The sequence below is a fragment of the Acidovorax sp. sif1233 genome, assembly GCF_019218755.1.
Lineage (GTDB): Bacteria > Pseudomonadota > Gammaproteobacteria > Burkholderiales > Burkholderiaceae_C > Acidovorax.
In genome coordinates this window covers 20899-40109 of the sequence record NZ_JAHUWZ010000014.1, presented here as the reverse complement: position 1 = coordinate 40109, position 19211 = coordinate 20899, and the positions used below count along the sequence as shown (strand labels likewise).

The 19211-nt window shown below is 66.8% G+C and carries 11 protein-coding genes; 5 read left to right on the top strand and 6 right to left on the bottom strand.

All coding sequences use genetic code 11. The features are described 5' to 3' along the window. Positions 1-40: 40 nt before the first annotated feature. Together atpB and KW843_RS26150 are read right to left on the bottom strand one after the other, a co-directional pair. Positions 41-919: a F0F1 ATP synthase subunit A gene (gene atpB, locus KW843_RS26155; protein ID WP_218298033.1), complete on the bottom strand. Its 879-nt coding sequence runs from the start codon at positions 917-919 to the stop codon at positions 41-43. A 19-nt stretch (positions 920-938) separates the two neighbouring features. Next, entirely contained in the window at positions 939-1412 is a 474-nt protein-coding gene (locus KW843_RS26150) for an ATP synthase subunit I (RefSeq protein ID WP_218298032.1), read from the bottom strand. Between the two features lie 276 nt (positions 1413-1688). On the opposite strand from KW843_RS26150, the gene KW843_RS26145 reads away from it, so the two are divergent. From KW843_RS26145 to lipA, 3 genes are read left to right on the top strand one after another with little or no spacing between them, the layout of a single operon-like run. Next, the gene (locus KW843_RS26145; protein ID WP_218298031.1) at positions 1689-2006 is read left to right on the top strand and encodes a YbeD family protein; all 318 of its coding nucleotides are present in this window, start codon (positions 1689-1691) and stop codon (positions 2004-2006) included. A gap of 47 nt (positions 2007-2053) precedes the next feature. Next, positions 2054-2752 (top strand): lipoyl(octanoyl) transferase LipB, encoded by a 699-nt coding sequence (gene lipB, locus KW843_RS26140; protein ID WP_218298030.1) that lies wholly within the window; start codon positions 2054-2056, stop codon positions 2750-2752. A gap of 14 nt (positions 2753-2766) precedes the next feature. Beyond that, on the top strand, positions 2767-3756 hold the full coding sequence (lipA, locus tag KW843_RS26135; RefSeq protein ID WP_218298029.1) for a lipoyl synthase: 990 nt from the start codon (positions 2767-2769) through the stop codon (positions 3754-3756). A 47-nt stretch (positions 3757-3803) separates the two neighbouring features. Here the strand turns inward: lipA and KW843_RS26130 are convergent, their stop codons facing one another. Then, positions 3804-5285 (bottom strand): TolC family outer membrane protein, encoded by a 1482-nt coding sequence (locus KW843_RS26130; RefSeq protein WP_218298028.1) that lies wholly within the window; start codon positions 5283-5285, stop codon positions 3804-3806. Positions 5286-5423: 138 nt separating this feature from the next. Here KW843_RS26130 and KW843_RS26125 point away from each other — a divergent pair, with 138 nt between their 5' ends. Continuing rightward, positions 5424-6122: a transglutaminase-like cysteine peptidase gene (locus KW843_RS26125; protein WP_218298027.1), complete on the top strand. Its 699-nt coding sequence runs from the start codon at positions 5424-5426 to the stop codon at positions 6120-6122. Between the two features lie 30 nt (positions 6123-6152). Continuing rightward, positions 6153-8066, top strand: a complete 1914-nt coding sequence (locus KW843_RS26120; RefSeq protein ID WP_218298026.1) for an EAL domain-containing protein — start codon at positions 6153-6155, stop codon at positions 8064-8066. A 269-nt stretch (positions 8067-8335) separates the two neighbouring features. Here the strand turns inward: KW843_RS26120 and KW843_RS26115 are convergent, their stop codons facing one another. The 3 genes from KW843_RS26115 to KW843_RS26105 all read right to left on the bottom strand — a co-directional run bounded on the left by KW843_RS26115 (position 8336) and on the right by KW843_RS26105 (position 19208). Next, the gene (locus KW843_RS26115; RefSeq protein WP_218298025.1) at positions 8336-18178 is read right to left on the bottom strand and encodes a retention module-containing protein; all 9843 of its coding nucleotides are present in this window, start codon (positions 18176-18178) and stop codon (positions 8336-8338) included. Between the two features lie 141 nt (positions 18179-18319). Beyond that, positions 18320-18550, bottom strand: a complete 231-nt coding sequence (locus tag KW843_RS26110; RefSeq protein ID WP_255591960.1) for a hypothetical protein — start codon at positions 18548-18550, stop codon at positions 18320-18322. Then, on the bottom strand, positions 18543-19208 hold the full coding sequence (locus tag KW843_RS26105) for a response regulator transcription factor (protein ID WP_218298024.1): 666 nt from the start codon (positions 19206-19208) through the stop codon (positions 18543-18545). The genes KW843_RS26110 and KW843_RS26105 overlap by 8 nt, the downstream gene beginning before the upstream one ends. Positions 19209-19211 lie beyond the last annotated feature (3 nt).

The following is a 19211-nucleotide window of genomic DNA, read 5'->3' as shown; positions in this document are numbered from 1 at the left end:
AAAGAAAGGTTGAAAAGGAAAGAGAAACGAAAGGGAACCGTTAGTGCGCGTTGTGCGCCTGACCGAGGTAGATCAGCGCAAGCATCATGAAGATGAAGGCTTGCAGCGAGATCACCAGAATGTGGAACAGCGTCCAGATGGTGCCAGCGATGACGTGGCCCACAGGCAGCAGCACACCCGACAGCGACAGTGCAGCCGCGCCACCCATCAGGGCGATCAGCATGAACACCAGTTCGCCAGCGTACATGTTGCCGAACAACCGCATGCCATGCGACACGGTGTTGGCGACATATTCAATGACCTGCATGAGCAGGTTCACCACGCCCAGGATCAGGGCGAAGATGGGATTCTTGCTGGTGCCGAACGGGGCCGACACGAGTTCGTGCGCCCAGCCGCCAGCGCCCTTGATCTTGACGCTATACCAGAAGCGCAGCACCAGGATGGCGAACGCCAGGCCCAGGGTGGTGGACAGGTCGGCCGTGGGCACGACGCGCAGGTAGGCGTGGTGCGGGTCGTGGCCGGCGGCGCCATAGATCTGGGCCCAGATCGCGGGCAGCAGGTCCACGGGCAGCATGTCCATGAAGTTCATCAGGAAGATCCAGACGAACACCGTGAGGCCCAGGGGGGCGATGAACTTGCGGCTTTCGGCGTTGTGGATGTTGGCCTTGGCCTGGTTGTCCACCATCTCGACCAGCATCTCCACAGCCGCCTGGAAGCGGCCCGGCACGCCGGAGGTTGCCTTACGGGCAGCTGACCACAGGATCAAAAGAGTGAGGGCACCCAGAACCAAACCCACGATGATCGAGTCATAGTTGATGACCGTGAAGTCAACAATCTTGGTCTGGTTGATGTTTTGAAGATGCTGCAGGTGGTGAACGATGTATTCACTTGCAGTCGGAGCGTGCGCTTCTGCGGCCATCGGACAACTCTTCTCTCTATCAATCGGTTTTTCGGACACCGGGCCGCACCAACAGTGCCACCCAGTACGTTTTCATTGTGATCACCATGCCTACCAGCAGGGCAATCCAGTTCAGGCCCGCCACCAGCCGGGGTGCCGCTGCGAGCAGCGCCACCGTCAACACGATCTTGGCGATTTCCCAACCAAAGAACCCCACCATGGCGGCACGCGGATTGGAAGACGCCTTGTGGCGCAACACCCCCCGTGCAAACAAGCCAGCCGGAACCACCACCGCCAGAGCACCATAAGCCGCAGACCAGCCTACCGACGCCCTGCCCGTCAGAAGCCAGGCCACCAGGGCCACCAGCATCCCGACCAGCGCCTGACCCGCCACCACCTTCCATACGGAGATGGGAGGATTGCGACTGCGCCACTGTTCGGCCTCTTGGGCCGTCAGGGGCTTGAAGTCAGATTCTTCAGCCTCAGTTTCAGTCTCAGGCGCGATTGTTTTCATTGTTGAATGACGCCCGCGTTACAGACTGCAACTTTCACAAAGCCTCTAATTATAAGTAAAAACCCGTGGCGCTCGACAAAGACCCGCAACCCCGGTCCAAAACCGGTGCGCAAGCCTGCGCCGTTGTGGTGACGGGCCAACGGCTTTTTCCCTTTCCCTGCGGCCCCCGCGCACCGATCTGGCGCATGCCGCCCGGTCAGGGTTTTCACAACGGACACGCCGTTGAAGCACAATGGCAAAGCCCTGCCAGCTCCTGAAACCGAAGCACTTTCCGCCATGACATCCTCCAGCCTGCCGCCTGAAAACGGCCCCGACACACAGCCTAACGATCCCCGCAAGGACTCTCTGATCGAATACCCCTCCAGGTTCCCGATCAAGGTCATGGGTGCGAAGGTGGATGGCTTCGTGCATGCCGTGACGGAACTGGCCCGCCAGTTCGACCCGACCTTCGACGCTGGCACCATTGAACTGCGCGACAGCCGGGCCGGCAATTACCTCGGAGTTACCATCACCATCACCGCGACCAGCCGGGAGCAGCTCGACAATCTGTACCGCGCGCTGTCGTCGCACCCCATGGTGAAGGTGGTGCTGTAAGGCCCGCGCCTGCATCAGCCAGACAGAGATAGATAGAGATAGCACTCATGGCCATCGACCTTCGCGTGCTTGGCCGCGTGGACTATGCCGCCACGGTGCAGGCCATGCAGGACTACACGGCCACCCGCGCAGCCGAGACCGTGGATGCGCTATGGATATGCGAGCACGCGCCGCTGTACACCCAAGGGCTGGCCGGCAAAAGCGACCACCTCCTGCACCCCGGAGATGTTCCTGTCGTTGCCACCAACCGGGGGGGCCAGGTCACCTTCCATGGCCCCGGCCAGGTCGTGGCCTATCCCCTGATCGACCTTCAGCGCGCGGGCTACTTCGTCAAGGAGTATGTGTACCGCGTGGAGGAAGCCGCGATCCGCACGCTGGCGCACTTTGGCGTCACGGGCCATCGCGTCGCCGGGGCCCCCGGCATCTACGTGCGCCTGGACGACCCGCACAGCCATGCACTGCTGCCGCAGCGCCCCCAGAAGCGCCCGGAGAACGGCGCCATCGCCGCGCCGGACTTCACGGGCCTGGGCAAGATCGCGGCCCTGGGCATCAAGGTCAGCCGGCACTGCACCTACCACGGCGTGGCGCTCAACGTGGCGATGGACCTGGAACCCTTTGAGCGCATCAACCCTTGCGGTTACGCAGGATTGCGAACGGTGGACCTTTCTACAATCGGGGTCCACACCACCTGGGAGGAAGCCGCACAGGTGCTGGGCCAGCAGCTCAGCATCCGGCTCGCGCCCTGAACCGCCTACACGCCATGAGCACCCCTGAAGTCGTCCGCGAAGCGCAATCCACAGAAGCCTACAACCCGCTGGCCAAGCAGAAGGCCGCGGCCAAGCTGTCGCGCATCCCCATCAAGGTGGAGCAGGGCGAGGTGCTCAAGAAGCCTGAGTGGATCCGGGTGAAAGCCGGCAGCCCGACAACGCGCTTCTATGAAATCAAGGAGATCCTGCGCGAGCACAAGCTGCACACGGTCTGTGAGGAAGCCTCCTGCCCCAACATCGGCGAATGCTTCGGCAAGGGCACGGCCACCTTCATGATCATGGGCGACAAATGCACGCGACGCTGCCCGTTCTGCGACGTGGGCCACGGCCGCCCCGATCCGCTGGACAAGGACGAGCCGCTGAACCTGGCCAAGACCATCGCCGCCCTCAAGCTCAAGTACGTGGTGATCACCAGCGTGGACCGCGACGACCTGCGCGACGGCGGCAGCGGCCACTTCGTGGAATGCATCCAGAACATCCGCGAACTGTCGCCCGCCACGCAGATCGAGATCCTGGTGCCCGACTTCCGGGGCCGCGACGACCGCGCGCTCGAGATCCTCAAGGCCGCGCCGCCCGACGTGATGAACCACAACCTGGAGACCGCGCCCCGCCTGTACAAGGAAGCGCGCCCCGGCTCCGACTACCAGTTCAGCCTGAACCTGCTCAAGAAGTTCAAGGCGCTGCACCCCAAGGTACCGACCAAGAGCGGCATCATGGTGGGCCTGGGCGAGACAGACGAAGAGATCCTGCAGGTGATGCGCGACATGCGCGCGCACGACATCGACATGCTGACCATCGGCCAGTACCTGTCGCCCAGTAACAGCCATCTGCCGGTGCGCCGCTACGTGCATCCCGACACCTTCAAGATGTTCGAGCAGGAGGCCTACAAGATGGGCTTCAGCCACGCTGCGGTGGGCGCCATGGTGCGCAGCAGCTACCACGCGGATCAGCAGGCGCACGCCGCAGGCGTCGCCGCCGCCTAGTCCGAACGCCTCGCGAAGCCAGGCGGCCGGGGCCTTCGCCCCGCCCCCTAGCGGGCAGCGGCGGGCCGGGGCGCACCCGTGGGCTGCGCGGGCAGCGTGGCACGCGGGCGTGCCGGCGTATCGGCAACCGCCCTCGCCTTGTCCACGGCGATCGATACAGGGACTTCGGCGGGACACAGATCGGCGGGGTCGATGCCACTGCGCTGCTGGCCCGCGTCTGCGGGCGAGGGCATGTCGGCCCGGCTCACATTCAACGCGGCCAGCAGCTGCCCCATCGCGCCCAGGGTCCGCGCCTGCGCCACCACCTGGTCGTAGCGCGCGTTGACATAGGCCCGGCTCGCCTGGAATGCCTCGTTCTGCGTGTCCAGCAAATCCAGCAGGGTGCGCTGCCCGAGATCGAATTGCTGGCGGTAGGCTTCCCGGGCCTTTTCCGTCGACAGGCGGTGCTGGTCCAGATAGGTCATCTGCTCCACCAGCCTCCGCGCATCATTGAACGCGATCGCCGTGGTCTGGCGCACGTCCCTGCAGGCCTTTTCCTTCAGCTCCCGGGCCTGGAACTTGTTCTCCACCGCCTGCTGCTCCCGCGCCTTGTCGGCACCGCCCCTGAAGAAGTTGTAGGTCAGCACCAGCTCCACGGTGCTGTCGCGCGAGCGCCCCTGCTCCCCGATGAGGTTGCGGTCCCACGACTGGCGGGCCCTGAAGTCGACCCGGGGCATGAAGCCGGCCTTCTGCGATGCAATGCCTGCCTCGCTGGCCAGCATGTTCTCGATGGCAGCGTTGATCGTGGGACTGTTGTTGAGCGCAAGGGCCACCACCTCGTCGGTCTTTTGCGGCAGCTGGGTGAGCCGAAAGCCTTCGGGCAAGGGCGGCAGCGCGGGCGGCGGCAGCTCGCCCACCAGCCGCTGGTAGCGGGCGCTGACATCGTGCAGGTTGGAGATTTCCGTCAGCAGATTCGACTCCGCCAGCGCGAGGCGGCCCGTCGCCTGTTCGAGATCGACGCGGCGCCCCACGCCCGCGGAAGTGCGCTCGTCAATCTGGTTGGTGGTCAGCTTGTGCTCCACATAGTTCTGCTTGGCCTGCTCCACCAGTTCGCGGTACCGCGCCACATCGGCATAGGCGCGCACCGCTTCCAGCGCCGCTGTCTCGGAGGCCTCCACCAGTTCGTAGTACCGCGTGAGCTTGGCGTGGCCGAGCCGCCGCACTTCGCTGCTGGTGAAGAAGCCATCGAACAGCATCTGGTTCAGCGTGAGCGCCGCGCCGGTATGGTGGTACGAGCCCGTGCTGCCGGAAGGCCGCACACGGTTCTCGCGGCCGGTGCTGGCCACCGCGTCCAGCTGGGGAAGGAAGCCGGCGCGCGCAACGCTTCGCTCTGAATCGGCTGCCCGGAAACCGAACCATCGCGCCTGGACGTCCGGGTTGCTCACCACCGCCTTTCGGGCTGCGTCCACAAGGCCTTCCGGGAGAGCTTGTGCGGATGCACTAGTGCTGACCACGACGGCCGCGGCGATCAGGGTAAGAGGAAGTTTCATGACAACTCCGAATCATTTGTGATGCAGAATTGAAACGTAGCATTTCGATTGAAACTCGCACAGTTTTTTTTTACAACTCTGCAACCACTGGTTGAATCCAGTTACTTCCGCGCAAGGTAGCCGCGTTCCGCGTGTTCCATGCATTTCCTGCAGCCACTTTTCCAGCACGCGCCCCGGGCCACCGCGCACTTCCGGGTGGTGCTGGCATTGGCCGTCGCAACCCTGCTGGGGGCCGTATTCAGCGCCCCTGACCTGGACAGGATTCAAGCCCTCGCCCTCCAGCGCCACGGCCCCAAGGGGGCCGAGCAGATCAGCGCCTGGCGCGCCATGCTCAACGAGGGCCAGCACCTGAGCGAGGTGGACAAGCTCGCCCACGTCAACAGCTTCTTCAACCGCCGCATGCTGTTTGAAAGCGATGCGGTGGTCTGGCAGCAAAACGACTACTGGGCCACGCCGCTGGAGTTCATGGGGCGCGGCGCGGGCGACTGCGAAGACTTCTCCATCGCCAAATACATCACGCTGCTGCACATGGGCGTGCCCAACGACAGGCTGCGGATGATCTACGTGAGGGCCCGCATCGGCGGCCCCGGCAGCAGCAAGAGCGAAGCCCACATGGTCCTGGGCTACTACGCCCATCCGGCCGAAGAGCCGGTGGTGCTGGACAACCTGATCACGGCCATCCGCCCGGCCTCGTCCCGGCCGGACCTGTCCCCCGTGTTCAGCTTCAACAACGAAGGGCTGTGGGTGTCCGGCGCATCCACATCGTCGGCAGACCCGACGACGCGGCTGTCACGCTGGCGCGACGTACTCGAACGCATGCGGCAAGAGGGTTTCTGACCCCTGCACCAATCACCGGAGATAGCGACCATGTCACTCACCAAACAACTCTGGCTTGCCATCGGACTGGTCATGGCGCTGGCCTTTGGAGGCAGCATGCTCGTCAGCGTTCTGTCCGCGCGGCACTACCTGCAGCAGCAGCTGCAGATCAAGAACTTCGACAACGCCACGTCGCTGGCGCTGGCGCTTTCGCAGCTCGACAAGGACCCGGTCACGGTGGAGCTGCAGGTCGCCGCGCAGTTTGACGCTGGCCACTACCGCTTCATCCGCATCGCCTCGCCCACGGGCCAGACGCTCGTGCAGCGCACCTTCGACGGGCAGTTGGAAGGCGCGCCCGGCTGGTTCGCCCGGCTGATCCCGATCAGCGCGGAGCCTGGCAGGGCGCTGATCCAGGATGGATGGAAACAATATGGAACGCTGACCCTCGCAAGCCACGACCAGTACGCCTACCGCAGCCTCTGGAGCGGCACGCTGGAGCTGCTGGCCTGGTTCGTCCTGGGCAGCCTTGTCGCGGGCGGCGCGGGAACCATCGCGGTGCGCCGCATCACGCGCCCCTTGCGCGATGTGGTCGCGCAGGCCGAGGCCATCGCGGAGCGGCGTTTCATCAAGATCACGGAGCCGCGGACACCCGAACTGCGCAGCGTGGCACGGGGCATGAACGACATGGTCGCGCGCCTGCGGTCCATGTTCGGGGAGGAGGCGGCCCGCCTGGAAGGGCTTCGCAAGAAGGTCAACCGCGATGCAGTCACCGGGCTCTCCAGCCGCGAGTACTTCCTGTCGCACCTGCGCGAAGCCCTGGAAGGCGAGCAATTCCTCTCATCGGGCAGCCTGGTGATTGTCCGCCTGGCCAATCTGGAGAGGCTGAACGCGCAACTGGGCCATCAGCGGGTGGATGCCCTGCTCAAGCACCTGGGCTCCGTGCTCTACAAGAGCGGCGAGGGCAAGCCCGGCCAGCGCGCGGGGCGCCTCAACGGCGGTGAGTTCGGCGTCCTGTGCCCCTCCACACCCTCCCCGTCCGAGGCCGCGCAGGATATCTTCGCGCGCCTGTCATCGCAATGGCTGCCCCACTGGTCTGCCACGGCCCCCGACCTGTTCCACATCTGCGCCGTGGGCTACCGGCGCCAGGAAACCCTGGGCGCGCTTTTCAGCAGAGCGGACGAGGCGCTGGCGCGGGCGCAATCCCTGGGCCCCAACAGCATGTTCGCCGACGAAGGCGAGCACCCCGCCGAGGCCCGGCCCGCCGAACAATGGCGCACGCTGCTGACCGAAGCCGTCACCGGTGGCAGGCTGCAGCTGGCCTTCTACCCCGTTGTCGACGGACGCGGCGAAGGCGCCATCCACCAGGAAGGCGTGATCCGCCTGGCGTCCGACGCCTCGGGCGCCCTGCTGTCCGCGGGCGACTTCATGCCGATGGCAGCGCACCTGAACCTCACGGCCCCCATCGACCTGCGCGTGGTGCGCCTTGCCATCGAGCACCTGCGCGGCACGGCCGGCGACATCGCGATCAACCTGTCGTCCGAGACCATCGCGGACTTCCACTTCCGCAACGAGCTGATGCAGTTGCTGCGCGCCTACCCCGACATCTGTCCACGCCTGCTTTTCGAGGTGCCGGAGTACGGGGTGTTTCGCGCCTTCGATGCGTTCAAGGAGCTTGCCCACACCCTGCAGCAACTCGGATGCCGCGTGGGCATCGAATACTTCGGCCAGCGGTTCACCGAAGGCAACAAGCTCGCCGACCTGGGGCTGGACTACATCAAGGTGCATCCCAGCTACGTGCGCGGCATCGCGGGCAATCTGGGCAACCAGGAGTTCCTCAAGGGGCTGTGCAGCATCGCCCATGCCATTGGTATCCAGGTCATTGCGCTGGGGGTCGAATCGCGGGACGACCTGCCCCTGCTGGCCTCGCTGGGCTTTGATGGCGCCACGGGGCCGGGCATCCGTTGAGGCGTTCGGCGGCGCCTGGCATCTTCCTTGCCATCCTCGCGCGCTGCCGCACGCAAGGGATGCCGCTCTGGCGCGGCGTCATGCGCCGCAGCGGCTCCGCGCGACATGAAGGGTCCGGTGCCAGCGAGGGCGAAGGCACTCTGCCGCCGGCCTCTTGCCTGTCATCAAAACAGATAGCTGCCACCGCTTGATCCACAAGCGGTGGCAGCCTTTTTCTTGCCCATCCACAACCCACGCACCCCAGGCCCCTTGCGCCTGGGGTGCGTGGCTCAGTCGTCGTTCGGCTTGGTCACCGTCGCCACATCGGGGGTCCCCAGGGCCAGGTCCACGGCCAGGGCCTCCGGCGTGGTGTCTTCCACCACCACGGTCTGGGACGCTCCGCCCGCCGCCGGTCCGTTGCTGTCCACCGCGATGTTCGTGTCGCCCGAGGCATCCGCCGCCAGAGGCAGGCTTGCGAGCAGGTCGCCACCGTCGTCCGTCAGCAGGTCCGCCACCTCGATCTTGTCGCCCTCCTCCAGGTCCTTGACGACATCCTTGTCGGTGCCGCCGGGGCTGCTGTCCGCGAGGTTGATCTCGATGGTGTCGTCGCCATCGCCGCCGGCCAGGATGTCGCTGCCAGGGCCCCCATCCAGCAAATCGTCGCCGTCACCTCCCTGCACGGTGTCATTGCCCTCGCCAGCCTGCACGGTATCGTCGCCCGCGCTGCCCACGATGGTTTCCGGCGCATCGCCACCCTTGATGGCCAGCCCGCCCGCCGCCGCATCGGACAGCTCCACCTCGTCGCCATCGAGCGTGTTGCCGGTGTCGATGACGATCTTGACGTCAATCGGGTCCGCCAGCGTGTCGCCGTCGCCATCGACGATCACGGCCTGCAGGTCGATCCACATCTGGTCGGCATAGACAGGCGTCGTGACCGGAGGTGTTGTCACCGTCTCGGTGTAGGTCAGGGTGGCCGCATCGGTCACCCGGTAGTCCGTGCAATCCTCGGCGGTGAACTGGACGGTGTTGAATGTGGCCGAGCCCGCCGGATCCACCCTGACGGGCGTCTCCACGCTGGCGGTACCACCATTGGTGTTGCCGCCGCTGGCCGTGCCCTCCTGAACGATGGGCGATCCCACCACGGTCGTGGCGCCGCCGCTGCCGGTGTTCACCGCCGTGACCACGGCGGCTTCCTCCTTGCCCAGGTGGTCGAGCTTGAAGTCGGCGGAGGTCACGTTCAGGCGCGTGCCGTCGGCCTTGAAGAACTCGACCACCAGGCGCTCGCCCGCGCCGTCGCCGGCCTTCACGGCATCGCTCCTGTCGGAATCGCGCTCGCCCACCGAGCTGTCGTTGCCGATGAAGTTGTCGCCGACGCCAAAGCCCCCCCCGCCATTGCCGTTGCCCGTGGACGACCAGTTGACCTCGGGGTCGTTGGCCTGGTTGCCGTCGGTCTGCAGCGAGGTGTCGTCCTGGGTGACCTCCCACTTCCCGTTCTTCCACTGCACGGTGTTGGCCTTGGTCTCGTCCTTGTCGGCCGAGATCTGCATGTAGATGCCCGTGGCGGAGTCCACGTACCGCGCGCCCATTTCGCTGCCGCCAGCCGACGAGTGGGTATAGCTGCTGGGCTTGAACACATCGTCGTTCTTGCTGTCGCCGAAGACCACGGTCTTCTCCACGGTCGTCGTGCTGCCGGGTGTGACCGTCTCGCCCACCTGCACCTTGTCGGCCACCGCCACCATGTTGGTGACGTAGCTGGTTGTGCCGTCGGCATTCACCACGCCGTTCACGGTGAACGCGGTCTTCAGCACACCGCCGTCGTCGTACACCGCCTTGATGCTGCCGTCGCTCGTGGCCTGGTAGAACACCTTGTTGCCGTCCACCGTCATCACGGTGGAATGCACATCGCCGCCCTGCAGGTACGACATGGAGACATACCGCACGGGGGACGTACCCACGGTGGCGGCCGAGGTCGCCGTGAGGTTCACGTCCGCCCCCACCACGTCGGCACCCACGCGTGCGCCCAGGTCCGCCGTGACCTCGCCCACGCCGCTGTTGGCGACCAGGGTGTCCTGCGTACCGCCCACGTAGACCGGCGCGTCGTCCTGGATCTTGATGTTGAAGCCCTGGACCTCGGTCTCGCCGTCCACCGTCTTCTGCGCCACCAGCTGCAGGTACAGGTTTTCCTCGCCGCTCTCGGTGTAGGCGTGGTCCACCTGGCCCTTGAGTTCCACTTTGTACTGGCCGCTGTCGTCGATGGTGGCCACGGCCACCGTGCGCACATCGGCGCCCGCGCCGGCCGTGCCGGTCAGGGTCTTGCCATCGGCCGACGTGCTCCAGCGCACCTCTTCGCCCGCCGAGGTGATCTTCTGCACCGGGGCCACCAGCGCGTAGGTGGCGCCCCCCATGCCCAGCGTGCCAGCCGTATCGGTGGTGTGCGGGCTGCTGTCCACGTTGCCCGTGGCCAGGCCGTCCTCGTACACCATGCCCAGGCCCTGCGTGCTCTGCTGGTGGCCGGTTTCGATGGTCAGCGTGGCGCTGTCGGTGTCGCCATCGCCGTCCTTCATCTGGTAGCTGAACGTGTCCGTCGTCTCGGGCGCCACGGCTTCCTCGAAGCTGACCGCCTTGACGAAGTAGTCCGAGCTGTCGCTGCCCTTGTCACCGGCGAGATAGTCCACGCCCGAGAACACCACGTTCTGGAAGGCGATGGGGTTGCCGTCGGCGCCCAGCACCTCGATCTCCACCTGGCCCTGGTGCACGGGGTCGCTGCCGTTCGCGCCGTTGTGGAACAGCGCGCCGCCGATCATGCCCTCGCCCACCTTGTTGCCGGCGGCGTCGAACGCCTCCCAGCGCCCGGTCTCGCCCTGGTTGCCCGTCTGGCCCGATTCGTTCTGGAACAGGTTGGAAATGTCCACCACGGCCCGCACGGCCATCGTGCCCAGGTCCACCGACAGGGCCTCCGTGCCCTGGCTGGGCGAGTAGCCCACCTGCTCGGGTGTGCTGGCGCCCACGTCGCCCGGCACGGGCTCGGTGGGGTCGTCCACGCCCGCGCCATTGCCCTGGCTGGTGACCACGGCGCCGCCGGTCTGCGCGGGCGTGGGGCTGGTGATCAGCTGTTCGCCCAGGTTCGTGGTGTAGGGCTTGCCGTAGTCGAAGGCATCGGTGCCGGCCGGCACGCCCGCGCCCCCTCCGAGCTGCACGGTGGTCTGGTGCCCGGTGTAGGTGTAGTCGCCATCGGACTCGATGGTGAGCGAGCCGTACTGGCCCGCCACCGTGGCGCTGCCACCGCTGGCCACGGCCGTGCCAGGCGTCCACACGGCGCCCTCTGCACCCGCGCGCACCTGCACGACCTCGGCCTTGGCGCCGTCCTGCATGCCCTCGTGCTGGTCCTTGCCGGCATCGCCCGAGGTGGTGCCCGCCCCCGTGAGCACGTTGCCGGTGGCAACCCAGTGGTCCACCACCCACTGCGTGCCATCCGTGTCGTCCTTCGCCACGGGGCCGTCGTCCGCGATGAACAGCATGCGGCCCAGGTCGATGCTCGCGTTGACATGGTCGCCATCGCCATCGGTGGCCGTGAGCTGCAGGCCGATCTTGCCCGCCAGCGCCGACTGCACCTCGTTGGAGTCGCCCGGCGTCGAATGCACCACCGTGCGCTGCTGGTCGAACGTGACCTCGCCCGTGGCGGCATCGACCGACAGCTGGAAGACCGTCTTTTCCACGCCGTCCACCGTCACGTAGCCGATGAGCGTGCCGCCGGGCCCGCTCTTGAGCAGCACATCGGCGGGCTGGCCGTTCGAGTACTGCGCGGTGTCCTTGAAGCCCGAGGGCGTGCCTTCACCACCGGTCAGGACCAGCCCATAAGCCTTGCCCTGCAGCGCGGCCGCACCGTCGGCGCCGTAGCTCACGGTGAAGCGCGTGGAGCCCACATCGGACTCCGCGTCGATGTTCAGGAAGCTGTCGTCCACCAGCAGCGGCATGGTGACGTTGAGCAGCACGTCGTTGTAGTCCAGGTCGCCGCCGCCCGCGATGTCCTCCCAGTTCTGATTGCCCGAGACAGGGCCCACCGCGAGGGTGTTCACATGGGACAGGCCGTCGAGATTGAGCGCGCTGTTGTCGAACAGTGCGGCCGCGCCCTGCCCGGCGAGCGGAGCGCCACCCGCGTGCGCGACCCACTGGCCGCCGCTGTCTTGCGAGAAGGTGACCGCCGTGTTGTTGCCCAGCGAACCATTGAGGCTGTCGCCATTGGGGATCATGAAGAAGCCGACCTGGCCGGGCAGCACGCCCGGCGGCAGGGTGACGCTGGTCACCGGCTGGTTCTTCACGTTGTCCCACACCACCGTGCCCGTGGTGGGCATGCCGCTGGCGTCCTTGATGTAGTAGCCCCAGGTGTTGTTGTAGCCCGCGTCGCTGCCCACCAGTTGCACGGTGATGCCCGGCACAGGCACGGGCTCCACCGTGGTGATGACGGGGATGTCGTCCTTCACGCTGGCGGCCAGCTCCACGCCGATGGCGTCGCCGTCACGGTCCTCGCCCACGATCTGCACGCGGCCCAGGTTCAGCGTGTCCTCGCCTTGCGCCGAGTGCATGAGCGCCCCCGTCACCGTGAGCGTGTACTCGCCATTGGCCTGGACCTCCAGCACGGCGGCCGCCCCCGTGGAACTGCCTTGCGGCTGCCCGTCGGCATTGAAGTACACCTTGCCCCCCGTGCCCAGATCCACGTTCACGGTGGTGCCGCCAAACTGCAGGCCGGTGACCTTGCCGAAACCGTCGGCGCCCCACTTCACGGCGCCGGTCATCACCTGCACGCCGGTCGATGCCTCCAGCTGCGCGCCATGGGCCAGGTCGCTCGCATCCCGTTCGTCATTGCCGATCTTCGCGCCGCCACGCAGTGCGGACTCTTCCTCGAGCGTGGCGCTCAGCACCATGGCGGCGCCATCCACGAGCCTGGCGGTGGGGGCGTCGTCCTCCACCGTCACCTTGAGCGCCATGGTGTCCGTGAGGCCGGTGGACGGGTTGAGCGGGCGGTCGTTCGCGATGACCGTGAAGTTCAGTTCCTTCACATCGCCATCGGTGGCCGTGCCCGCGGGGGGCGGTGCATGGTCCACGGGGCCCAGCAGCACCACGCTGCTGGTGTAGCCGCTTTCATAGGTGCCCCCGATGGTCACCTTGATGATCTCGGTGCCGCCCACCTGGCCGATGAGTTCCGTGCCCGACGCGTTGGGGGTCCAGACGATGGGCGCACCGCCCGAGGTCAGCGCTGGCAGCAGGCTGCCCGTCGTATCGAAGCGCACGCCCACGGTGTCGCCGATGTCGGGGTCGGCCACACCGAAGCTGGCCGCATCCGTGGTGGTCTGGTCCGGGCTCTCGCGGTTGCCCGGCTCCAGCGCGTCTTCCTGCACGCTCACCGCGATCTGGTCGGCATTCGGCCCGGAATAGCGCGAGACCTCGTCGCCGTCCTTGTTGCCATCACCATCCTTGTCCACCCAGATCTCGGTCGTCTGGTCGTTGCCGGTCACGAATTCGGGCGCGTCGTTCACGCCCTGCACCGTCACGCGCACATTGGCCACGTCGGTGTCGCCATCCGCATCCTTCATCTGGTAGTTGAAGCTGTCGGTGACCGAGGCGCCTTCGCCCAGCGCCATCGCCTTGAGGTCATTCAGCGCATAGGTGGCATCGCCATTGGCCGCGATCCTGAGTGTGCCCAGGGTGCCGTTGGCATCGAACGACGGGCCGTCCAGGTCGGTCGTGTTGCCCGACCTGTCGCCACCGGCGCGGTTGAACACCACTTCGGCATGGGCGCCATCCGCCTTGGCCTCGTACATGTCGTTGCCCAGCACATTGCCCACGGCATGCTCCGTGGTGCCCATGGTCCCCGCCGAGGCCGTGAGATTGGCGGCATCGTCCGCAGCCACCGGGCCCGTGTCCTGGAAGTTGATCTGCCGGCCGATGTCGTAGGTGGCGGTATTGGACTTGTCGCCATCGCCATCCTTGGCCTGCGCGGTGAGCTGGATCACGCCGCCGCCGATGTTGACGATCTCGTGCGGATCGTTGGTGGGGTGCACCACCGCGCGGTACTGCTCCACCGTCACCTGGCCGTTGTTGGCCGCGTCGCCCGCCACCGAGACCTTGAACACATTGGTCTGCACACCGCCGATGAGGATGTAGCCGACGGCCGCGCCGCCCTCCATCTTCACCAGAACGGCAGAGCCGGTCGCGGTGTCCTTCAGCGCCGACGCCTGGCCCTGCGCGCCGACGCTCAGGCCGAAGGTCTTGCTGCCGCTGGCCGCCGCGCCATCCGCGCCGAAGTGGAACTGGAAGCTGCCCGCCAGCGCCTTGCCGTCGTTGTCCGAACTCGTTCCCAGATCGGCTTGCGCATCCTTGACCAGCAGCGGCACGTTCCAGTTCAGGTCCAGGTTGACGTCGTCGTAGTCCTTGTCCGAGCTGCCGGAGGTGATCTTGAGATCTTCCCAGTTGAAGTTGCCCCTGCTGTCCTGGCCGGCCGCCGTGCCCGACGGCGTTTGCTGCAGGTGGGACTGCCCATCGCTGTTGAGCGCCTGGTCGGAGAAGTAGATGGGTGCCCCCTCGCCCGCGAGCGGCGATCCGCCGGCGAACGCGGTCCACTTCCCGCCCACGAGCTGGAACGACACCGCCTGGGCGTCGCCCAGCGCGCCGTTCTGGCTGTCGCCGTTGGGGATGATGAAGAAACCGATCTGGTCGGCCGTCACGCCCGTGGGCAGCGACACGGTCATGCCGCCTTCGGTCTTGACGTTGTCCCACAGCACGAACCCGCCCCTGGAGGTGTCGATGGAGCCATCCGGGTTCTTGAAGTAATAGCCGAAGCTGTTGTTGTAGCCGGCCTCGCCGCCCTTGTACTCCACCGTGAAGCTGTGCTCGGCGACCGGCACGGCGTCGGACACCGTCACGATGGGCACGTCGTCCTGGATGGAGGCGTTCAATTCCACGCCGATCCTGTCGCCATCGCCATCCTCGCCCACGAAGGTGATCCTGGGCAGGTTCAGCCAGTCTTCGCCCGCGCCTTTGTGGATGAGGTTGTCCAGCACCTCGAACCGGTAGGCGCCGTCCGCATCCACCGTCAGCACCGCCGCGCCGCTGGTGGCCCCGGGGGGCAGGGCCTTGCCGTGCTGGTCGAAGTACACGGTCACCACGCCGGCCACCGGGCTGTAGCTGTTCTCGGTGAAGATGCCCGTCTGCACCTTGACGCCCGTGATGCCGCCGAAGTCATCGGCGCCCCACTTCACGGAGCCCTGGAAGCCCGTGGCGTCGGTGTGGGCGTGGCTCAGTCCATCCGCCGTTTCGTTGTTGCCCAGCGTGCCGCCGCTGTGGGGCACCGACTCTTCCTCGACTTTCAGGCTGAGCTTGACGGCACTGCCATTCTCCCTGGCGTGCTCGGGCACATCATCCTGGATCTTGGCGTAGAGATCCACGCCGATCCGGTCGCCGTCGCCATCGACGCCCACGAAGGTGAAGGTGCGCAGCATCAGGTTCTCGCCCTGGCCCGGATCGTGGTCCAGCGGCCCGATGACCGTCAGGCGGTAGCCGCCCGTGGCGCCGTCGATGCGCAGTTCGACCGACCGGGGGGTTGTGGTGTCCCCATCTGCAATGGGCTGGCCCTCGCGGTCCAGGTACACGGTGGCAATGGTGTTGCCCACGGCATATTCCTGGGCGCCGACCTGGACGGCGGCCACGCCGCCGAACTGGTCTGCGCCCCAGCGCACCACCCCCGTCATGGACTGGGCACCCGTCGACGCGCTCAGCGAGCCCACGGGGATGATGGCCAGCCAGTCGAGCGACTCGTCATTGCCGATCACGCCGCCGTCGCCGTTGGACGCGGATTCCTCCTCCAGCAGCGCGACCAATGGCACCGGGATGCCCAGCAGCTTGACGTGCACGGGGATGTCGTCCTGCACCCGCGTTTCCAGCGCGACGGTGATGGCATCGCCGTCGCCATCTTCGCCGACGAGGCGCACGGTTTCGAGGTTGAGCCAGTCCTCGCCCTGCACCACGGTGCCGCCCGCGGCGTGGTTCATGGTGGCAAGCACCGTGAGCGTGTAGCTGCCCGTGGCCTCGACCACCAGGCTGGCGGCGGCCCCGTCGGGCTGCGCTCCACCGGGGCCCGAGGGAATCACTTCGCCGTTGGCATTGAACCAGACCGCCTGGCCAACAGGAACGTTGGTCGCGCCTTCACCGCTGCCCACGCGCACGCCCGTGAGCTTGCCAAAACCATCGGCGCCCCAGTTGATCGCGCCATTGATCTGGGTCAGGCCTCCACTGTCGACGGATGTGAGCGGAAGGTCGTTCTCGTCGTTGCCTATCGTGTGTCCGCCCTCCATGGCGGACTCTTCTTCGGCCTGCAGCGAGAGGACGCGCTCCACGGGTTCCCCGGGGCCCTCGCCCTGCCCGGGGGCCTCGTCATAGCGGTGGACCGGCACGTCGTCGCCAAACAGCAGGCGCCCGCCCAGGTCCAGCTCGGCCGCCACGGTATCGTCGTCGTTGTCGGTGGCCTCCAGCACCACGCTGAGAACCCCGGTTCCCAGCGCCTGCAGCTCGTCGCCGCCGCCATCCACGCCATCGGGCGCGGCATGCCGAATGGCCCCGGTCTGCGTCATCACCACGGCACCGGTCTGCGGGTCGATCTGCAGCGTCAGGATCACGTTGCCGCTGCCGTCGCGCCCCACCACCACGGAGGGGTCCCCGGTCGTGCTCAGCACGATCTCGGTGTTGGTGCCGGTGGCGTAGAGCCCCGTGGCTCCGCCATTGCCGATCTGGAATGCGAAGGCATAGCCGTCGCGCACGGCAGGGCCTTCTCCCTCGCTGCCGCCAGGCAGCAGCTTGGGGCCGTCCGCCCCGAAGGACACCACAAAGGCCGTGCCGTTGAAGGTGTTGCTGTCCGTGTCCGAGTCCACGGCGTCCGGGTTGTTCTCCGTGCCCTCGTACCCCGTGTTGGTGGCCTGGTTGACGCCGCGGTCCGACGTCGTCAGCGTGGGCGCATCCTCGGCGCTGGTCGTGATCACGGGGACGTCGTCCTGCACCGACATGTTGAGCTCCGCAGTGAACTCCCCACCTTCCCCCGTGACACCACTGAAAGTCACCACGGGCAGCCCGAGGAAGTTCTCGCCGTCACCCGGCGCATGCTGCAAAGGTCCGATGACGGACAGGCTGTAATTCCCGTTGGGCGCGATGAACAGACGCACTGCGGGCGGCGTGGAATCACCTTCTGGAATCGGCTGACCCAGTGCGTCGAAATAGATGGTCACCCCCTCTGGGGGAACCGGCACATTCGCGAACCCAGGCAACCCGATGGAGAAAATCGTCCCGCCCTCCAAGTCCAGGGTACCTTTGTGGAAGCTGAGGAGGCCATCGTCCTCCTCGTTGTTGCCCAGGATCCCACTGGGTCCCCCGGACGGGGCGGATTCTTCTTCCAGCGTCGTGCTCACGTTCAGGCGCACCGGTTCCGGCGCAGGCGGAGGTGGCGGTGGCGAAGCAGGGGGAGGGCCGGGTGGGGGGGGAGCCGGCGGAGGAGGAGGTGCGGGCACCGGGGGAGTGGGTGGCGCAGGGGGAGGAGGCGCTGGCACCGGCGGGGGCGGCGGAGCCACGGGCGGGGGCGGCGCCGGCGTGGGCGCCGCGTCGACGGTGAGCACCGCCAATGGATTGAAGTCGATGTCGGGCGCCGATTGCGGTGTGAAGCTGTATTGGTAGGCCAGCGGGTCCACCCCCTCGAAGATGCGCAGCAGCTGCACGAAGCTGCTGCCCTCGCCTTCGCCCCCGGCACCGCCGCCCAGGCCGGCGGCCGTGGCGTCCAGCTGCTCGTTGAGGTCGCCCCCACGCTGCAGCACCTGGATGACCGTGTCGATGGTGCCCTGCCCGACGCTGGCCTCCTGGGCGGTGGGGCGTTCAGCGGTCTGCGTGACGCTGTCATCGATCTTGACGCTTTGCGCGGGCGCCACGGCCAGCGTCTGGCCGTCGTCCAGCAGCAGCTCCACCCGGCCTCCTGCCGTGGTCTGGACGATTTCACCCTTTTGCAAGGCGTCTCCGGCCTTGAGGGGACGGCGATGGCCATCGGCATCGACCGCGAAAGCGGTGCCGGTGACGGCAACCACGGTGGCGATTTGGGACATGGGCTGGCTCCGGTAAACCCCTACGCCCTGCGCAGCGGCAGGAAGTAACGGCATGTGACTGATGTCAGTGAAGGCTACTGACGCCGCCCCGTATCCACTATTGGACTTAGGTCCACTTTTGGGCCTGCCGGCCCCGGAAACTCAAATAGTTTCGTTGCCCGAATCGTCACCCAATAGATCCAGGCTATTGCTCAGGCGGGCCCGGGTCTCCTTGCGCTCCAGGAGCTTGTTCTGCGCGGCCAGCGGCAGGTCGGTGAAGCGGATCACGCCGCGCACGATGAGCAGATCTATCAGGTCCTCGGTCACCCGGGCCAGCCCGGCGTCGGAGGAGCTCAGCGGATTGCCGTGGGGCGGCAGGCTCTTGTCAGGCATGGGATGCGGGCCCCTGTGCAACCTGCGGGCCCTGGTTCATGCGCAGCACGAGCTGCACCCGGTCGCGCACGCCGAGCTTCTCGAAGGTGGCCCCCAGGTGCGCCTTGACGGTGCGCTCCGAGATGAACAGCCGGTCCGCGATCTCCTTGTTGGACAACCCCTGGGCCACCGCGCGCGCGACCTCCAGCTCCCGCGAGGACAGCCGCAGCTGCAGATCCTGGTGCGCCTGTGGCACGGCGTGCGGCGCCGTCAGGCCCGCGGTGGCGGCGGCCAGGCGCGACACCAGTGCCCGGCCCACCCACAGGCCACCGTGCTGCACCACCAGCGCCACTTCCTGCAGCATCTCGGGCACGGCAAACAGGTGGCAATAGGCGCGAGCGCCTTCGTTGATGGCCTTCAGGCCTTCGCGGTCGTCCGGCACGCCGGTGGCCACCACCACGCGCGCGCGCTTGTCCGACTGGACCAGTTCGCCCAGCAGCGCCGGCCACTCGGGGTACTCGGTGCTCAGCCACACGATGGCCGAGCGCCCCCCGCCGCCGCCGCGCAGCGCGGCCACCATGGCGGGCCACTGCGCCTTGTCGATGCGCGTGCCCTGCGGGAATGCGGCCCCCCAGCGGTCCAGGGACTGCGGCACATCGCTGGCCAGGTAGTGGTTCATCGC